Genomic DNA, 5,976 nt, shown 5'->3' with positions numbered 1-5,976 from the left:
GGCTGGCGCGGCCGCAGGGGTCGCGGTGCGCAGCGCGGCGATGCGGCCGAGCGCGGTGACATAGGCGCTGCGCGGCGCGGCGAGGGCGAGGGGCTGTCCGGCATTGAGGCTGTTCAGCAGCTCCGCGCGGGCGGGCGGCAGGCGCAGCGTGTGCGCGAGCCCCATCGTCTCGGCGATCTGCCGGTCGCTGAGTGTCACGGCGGGATCGTAATCGGCCACGATCAGTGCGACGCGGTGCCGCTCCTCCGCGCGTATCTCCGCCTGCTGCAGCACGCCGTGACAGGCCCGCAGCGCGCTGAAGCTCTGCGTCACGTAGGCATACGAGACGGTGGCGAGATCGCAGAACTGTCGCAGCAGCGGCGCGTGACGGAAGCTGCCGATGTTGAGCACGACATCCGCGAATAGCCCGCGCAGCACGCCCACCAGCGCCAGCAGGCTGTTGGCCTGCACGTCGCGCACGGATTCGACCGCGAGCGCCAGCGGCAGGACATACAGGCCGGACCCGGCATGGCGCGCCAGGGTCGAGGTCAGCAGCGTGCGGTCCATGCGCGCGAGGTCGTGCAGGGCGTCGCGCAGGCTGTACGTCGCCTCGAGGTCGAGGGCGACGTCGCACTCGCTGACCGGCAGCGTGCAGTCGATCAGGACCGTGTCGCCGCCGCGCTCGCCCGTGCGCCCTCCCCCACGGGCCAGCAGCACGGCGAGGTTGATCGCGAACAGGCTTTCGCCCTCGTTCGGCCGGCCGCTGAAGATGACGGACAGCCGGCCGGTCGCCGCCGCCTCGCGGTGTTCGATGTTGCGGAACAGGCGGCCGAACTGTTCCGCCAGATCGGCGTCGGTGCTGTCGGCGCCGATGAAGCCGGCCGCACCCGCCCTGACCGCCGCGAGGATCGCCGCGGCATCGGTCTCGTCGCCGATGGCGGCGAATTTCAGTCCGGGGGCCCGCGCCGCCACGGCGCGCGCGCATGCGCCGAGAGCCACGCCGCAGCCATGCGCGATGTCGCAGTCCAGCAGGACGAGGTCCGGCGCGAGGCGCAGCGCGGCCTGTTCGACCGAAGCCGGCTCTGGGTCGATGCGCACCACCGTCGCCTGGCGTTCGGCGGCGGTGCCGAGGCGGCGCAGCAACGCCTCGTTGCGGGTGGCGATGACGAGGCGATACATCGCGCTACCGCATCAGGCCATAGGCGGCGATCGCCGCGCTGCCCGGCTTGCGGTCCAGTGCCATGTCCGCGACCCCCGGATCGTAGCCGTGCTGGAATGCCTCCCCGGGCAGCGGCGGGAGCGGACCGGGCGGCAGCGCCTGCACGACGTGCGGAGTCGCGATGATGATGAGCTCCTGGCGTTCGCGGGCGTTGCGGGCATAGCGGAAGAAATTGCCGATGATCGGGAGGTCGCCGAGGCCGGGGATACGGGCGTCGTCGATGTTGACGGAGCTGTAGATCAGGCCCGCGAGCACGAAGCTCTGGCCGTCGTTCAGCTCGATCGTCGTGCTCGTGCTGCGCTTGCGGAAGGCGGGCACGGCGTAGCCGCTGATGCTCAGCTGGTTGGCGGTGTCGATCTCGCTCACCTCCGGCGAGACCGTCATCGCGATGCGTCCGCTGCCGAGCAGCGACGGTGCGATGCGCAGGCGGACGCCGTACTGGTGATATTCGATCGTCACCGCGCCGGCCGCCGATCCGCCCTGCGGCACCGGGATCGGCACCTCGCCGCCGGCGATGAAGTCGGCCTGATCGCCCGATCGCACCATGAGGGTCGGTTCGGCGAGCACCGACGCGATGTTCGCATCCGAAAGCGCGCTGATGACGGAGACGAGGTTGCTCGCGGGGCTGGCGAGCAGCAGGTTGAACGCATCCGCGAGCGGCAGCGTGCCGCCCACCGAAAGTCCGCTGCGCGCGAAGCCGTACCCGCCGAGGGAGCTCGGGCCGCTGGTGGCGAAGCTGAAGCCCTGGCCGAAGCTCGACAGGTTGAAGCCGAGTTCCTTGAGCGTGTCGGCCTGGACCGCCGCGAAGCGGATTTCGACGGCGATCATCTGACCGCCGGCCGTCTGGATCAGGTCGACGATCTGATCGCCATAGAAGGCGTGCAGGATGTCGATCGCGTGCGCATGCGCCTGCACGCTGCCGACCTGACCGGTCACGATGATCCGGTCGTCGTCCGACGCCAGGTGCAGCCCGCGCAGCGACGGGTCCTGCGCCAGCAGCGACTGCACGCGTGCCATCTCCGGGACCACGGCGACCGTGTAGGTGACCGCGGCGCCCGCGGCGGTGGTGACCGTGACGGCCGTGCGTCCGGTCTTGAGCGCGACCAGCCGCACCTCGCGCTCGCTGAGGACGGAGGCGTCGATCACCGCGCCGTCCGTGACGATGATGCGCGTGACGCGATCGTTGAAATCGAGCGCCCGCAACGCGCCTTTCGTCAGCGTGATGGGCGGCCCGTTGCTTCCGGACGTGACGACCGCGCGCGGGTCGGGATCGACCGTCAGGGGAGCCAACGCGGCGGCGGCGACCGGCCCGGGCACGGCGGTGACGGTCGTCGTGCCGGCCGGCGGCCCGGCCCAAGCGGGCGCGCCCCCGAGGACGAGGAGCAGTGCCGGCACGACCACGAGCTTGATCCGGCGGATCATCGGAGCGCTCTCGCGGCCGGGCCCGCGCCCGAGCCTGTGTCGGCGAGCGGATAGATCAGGCGGTGGTCCTGTCCCACGATCAGCTCGACCGGTCGGGGACCCGCCCGCACCGGGTCGGCGGCGGCCGGCGCGGGGCCGTCGCGGAGCGCCGAGAGAGTGACCGGCGGCAGCGCCGCGCGGCGGTCATCGGCGGGATTGCGCAGTATCAGGGCGAGCGTGCCGAGGGTGCGTGCCAGGGCGATGGTCTCGGCCTGCGACGGGGTCAGGCACAGCGTGAGCGTGCGTGTCGCCCCGCCCTCGACCGGCGGCGCGCCGCCCGGACCGGTCAGGGCGCCGCCGAGGCGCGTGCCGGTGGTCAACACCCGCACCGCCTGCAGCAGCAGCCGCGTCTCGCTCGGATCGCCTTGGGGCGCCGCGGGATGCGCCGCGGCCATGCCGGCGAAGGCGGAGGGCATGACGGGCGGCATCCCGGCCGCCTGCGGCAGAACGCCCGCCCGCAGGATCAGCAGCACGTCGACGAGGTCGCCGGGCCGTATCAGGTTGCTGACCGCCATGTCCTCGGTGACGGAGATCGCCACCGCGCGCTGTCCCGGGGGGATCAGCGCCGCGAGACCGGCGCCACCGTGGTCCGCCGCGACCATGGCCGGCAGCACGATCTGGCCGGGGAGAATATCGGTGAGCGCGACCAGGCCGGCGAGGGCGTCGGTCGTCCGGTAGCCGTCGGACGGGCCGGCGTCGACCACGGAGAGGGTGCGCAGCGCCGTGACGCCGATCGTCTCGCCGCGCGCGATGGGGCGCGCCGCGACCTGCACCGGCACCGTCGCGACCGGCGGCCCGGCGCTTATGGCCGGACGGGACGGCGCGCGCGCGCCGCTGAACGCCTGCCAGAATCCGACCACGGCGACCATGCTGGTCGCGGCGAAGCCGAGTGTGACGGCGATCCGTACTGGATCGGCCTTGGCCATCGCGATGACGTCCCCTGTCTGCCAACGTGGGGACGATCATCGGCGGAGATGATAGACGCTTCGTTACCGGCGCCCGGCCGATCGGGCCGTCCGGCGGAAAAATCAGCGGGGACGCGGCGGCGGCATGGCGGAAGAGGCGCACATCCTGGTGGTCGACGACGATGCGCGTCTGCGCGGTCTGCTGTCGCGCTACCTTGCCGAGCAGGGGTTTCGGGTCACGGTCGCCGAATCCGCGCCCGACGCGCGCGACAAGCTGCGTTTCCTGGCGCCCGACCTGATGGTGCTGGATGTCATGATGCCGGGCGAGTCCGGGCTGGCGCTGGTCGAAGATCTGCGCCGCAACGACGAGCAGCGCGACCTGCCGGTGCTGCTGCTGACCGCGCGCGGCGCGCCCGAGGACCGGATCGCCGGGTTCGAGGCCGGGGCGGACGACTACCTCGGCAAGCCGTTCGAGCCGAAGGAGCTCGTGCTGCGCATTCGCGCCATGCTCCGCCGCACCTCCGCGCCGCCGCCCACCGGACCGGCGGGGGGGCAGGTGCGTCTGGGCGTGCTCGAGTTCGATCCCGTGCGGGGCGAGCTGCGCCGGCTCCAGGACGGCGCGGTGATCCGCCTGACGGGCGGAGAGGCCGCGCTGCTGACCGCCCTGGCCTGCAAGCCCAACGAGGTCCTCAGCCGCGAGGATATCGCCGAGGCGCTCGGCATGGACGAGACCGGTGAGCGGGCGATCGACGTGCAGGTGACGCGTCTGCGCCGCAAGATCGAGGCCGACCCGCGCGAGCCGCGCTTCCTGCATACGGTGCGCGGGCGCGGCTACGTCCTCAAGCCGGGCACCTAGGGCGGTGCGCCTGTTTCCGCGCCTGCGCTTCGGCGGCCTGACGAAGCGTTTCCTGCCGCGCTCGCTGCTGGGGCGCAGCCTGCTGATCATCCTGCTGCCGCTGGTGCTGCTGGAGGCGGTCGCGTTGCAGGTGTTCTACGGCAGCCATGTCGACATCATCTCGCGCCGGCTGTCGGACGCGGTGGTGGGCGAGCTGGCGTTCACGCTGGAGGCGTTGCACCGCTGGCCGTCGGTGATCGATCACGAATGGATCCTGGCGACCGCGCGCGACCGCTTCGGCCTCGCGCTGCGCATCGAGCACGGGCAGCGGCTGGAGGCGCACAAGAGCCGCAACATCCTCGGCCCGATGGACGACGACCTGCATGCCGCCCTGAGGCAGCAGATACGGCTGCCGTTCACGATGGACTGGACCTCCGACCCGCGCTACGTGCTGGTCAGCGTGCAGCTGCCCGAGGGCGTGCTGTCGATCGAGGCGCCGCGCAAGCGCCTGTATACCAACACGATCTATCTGTTCGTGTTGTGGCTGGTCGGCTCGGCGCTGATCCTGTTCGGCATCGCCGCGATCTTCATGCGCAACCAGGTGCGCGGGGTGCGCCGGCTGGCGAGTGCCGCCGAGGCGTTCGGCATGGGCCGCGACGTGGGCTTCATCAAGGCCGAGGGCGCCGTCGAGGTGCGGCAGGCCGCCGCCGCCTTCAACCGCATGCAGGAGCGCATCCGCCGCTTCCTCGCGCAGCGGACCGAGATGCTGGCCGGCGTGTCGCACGACCTGCGCACGCCGTTGACGCGCCTGCGCCTCGCGCTGGCGATGCTGCCGCAGGACGAGCGCTGGCGCGCCGAGATCGCCGAGATGACCGCCGATGTCGAGGAGATGGAGCGCATGGTCGGCGCCTATCTCGCCTTTGCCCGCGGCGAGGGGGTGGAGCAGGCGGAGCCGACCAACCTCACCGCGATGCTGGAGGAGATCGTCGTGCGCGCCCGGCGTGACGGGGCGCAGGTCGATCTCGCCGCGCCGCCGCTGCTGACGCTCTCGCTGCGGGCGGACGCGGTGAAGCGGGCGATCACCAATCTCGTGGACAATGCCCGGCGCCATGCCCGCCGCGTGCGGCTGGCGGTCGAGCCCAACGGCACGCGGCAGGTGCTGGTGATGGTCGACGACGACGGCCCGGGCATCCCGCCCGAACAGCGCGAGGCGGTGTTCCGCCCCTTCGAGTCCGGCTCGGCGGGGGGAACCGGTCTCGGCCTGACCATCGCGCGCGACATCGTGCGGGCACATGGTGGCGACATCGTGCTGGAGGACAGTCCGCTCGGCGGCCTGCGGGCACGTATCCGGCTGCCGGTCTGAAACGCATATGTGCCAGTCCATGCGTGGATAAACGCGGTCCTAGCATGGACAATCATGTATTAAACATGATAAGTGCCGCTTCATGATCACGGCTGCGCAGATGCGGGCGGCGCGTGCGCTGCTGGGGATCGACCAGCGCGCGTTGGCGGAGCTGTCCGGCGTGTCGTTGCCCACGATCCAGCGAATGGAAGCGAGCGAGGGAACCGTGCGCGGT

At 71.7% G+C, this 5,976-nt stretch carries 6 protein-coding genes; 3 read left to right on the top strand and 3 right to left on the bottom strand.

The window, feature by feature from the left end; genetic code table 11:
• From B8460_RS07215 to cpaB, 3 genes are all read right to left on the bottom strand, one after another.
• The coding region (locus B8460_RS07215; protein ID WP_048860908.1) for an AAA family ATPase at nucleotides 1-1,158 on the bottom strand (1,158 nt) is incomplete at its 3' end.
• Nucleotides 1,159-1,162: 4 nt separating this feature from the next.
• On the bottom strand, nucleotides 1,163-2,620 hold the full coding sequence (locus B8460_RS07210; RefSeq protein WP_048860907.1) for a type II and III secretion system protein family protein: 1,458 nt from the start codon (nucleotides 2,618-2,620) through the stop codon (nucleotides 1,163-1,165).
• The gene (cpaB, locus tag B8460_RS07205) at nucleotides 2,617-3,585 is read right to left on the bottom strand and encodes a Flp pilus assembly protein CpaB (protein ID WP_048860906.1); all 969 of its coding nucleotides are present in this window, start codon (nucleotides 3,583-3,585) and stop codon (nucleotides 2,617-2,619) included. Before cpaB ends, B8460_RS07210 begins: the two co-directional genes overlap by 4 nt.
• 124 nt (nucleotides 3,586-3,709) lie before the next feature.
• Between cpaB and B8460_RS07200 the strand changes: the two genes are divergently transcribed.
• The 3 genes from B8460_RS07200 to B8460_RS23600 form a co-directional block, all read left to right on the top strand.
• Nucleotides 3,710-4,420: a response regulator gene (locus B8460_RS07200; protein WP_048860905.1), complete on the top strand. Its 711-nt coding sequence runs from the start codon at nucleotides 3,710-3,712 to the stop codon at nucleotides 4,418-4,420.
• Between the two features lie 4 nt (nucleotides 4,421-4,424).
• Nucleotides 4,425-5,762 carry an ATP-binding protein gene (locus B8460_RS07195; protein ID WP_048860904.1) on the top strand — a complete coding sequence of 446 codons (1,338 nt, stop codon included), beginning with the start codon at nucleotides 4,425-4,427 and terminating at the stop codon, nucleotides 5,760-5,762.
• An 82-nt stretch (nucleotides 5,763-5,844) separates the two neighbouring features.
• Nucleotides 5,845-5,976 (top strand): helix-turn-helix domain-containing protein (locus tag B8460_RS23600; protein ID WP_048860909.1); only part of this gene is annotated, 132 nt, incomplete at its 3' end.

The sequence above is a fragment of the Acidisphaera rubrifaciens HS-AP3 genome, from assembly GCF_000964365.1.
GTDB lineage: Bacteria > Pseudomonadota > Alphaproteobacteria > Acetobacterales > Acetobacteraceae > Acidisphaera > Acidisphaera rubrifaciens.
The sequence above is the reverse complement of the archived record's forward strand: the minus strand, read 5'-3'. Positions and strand labels throughout refer to the sequence as shown.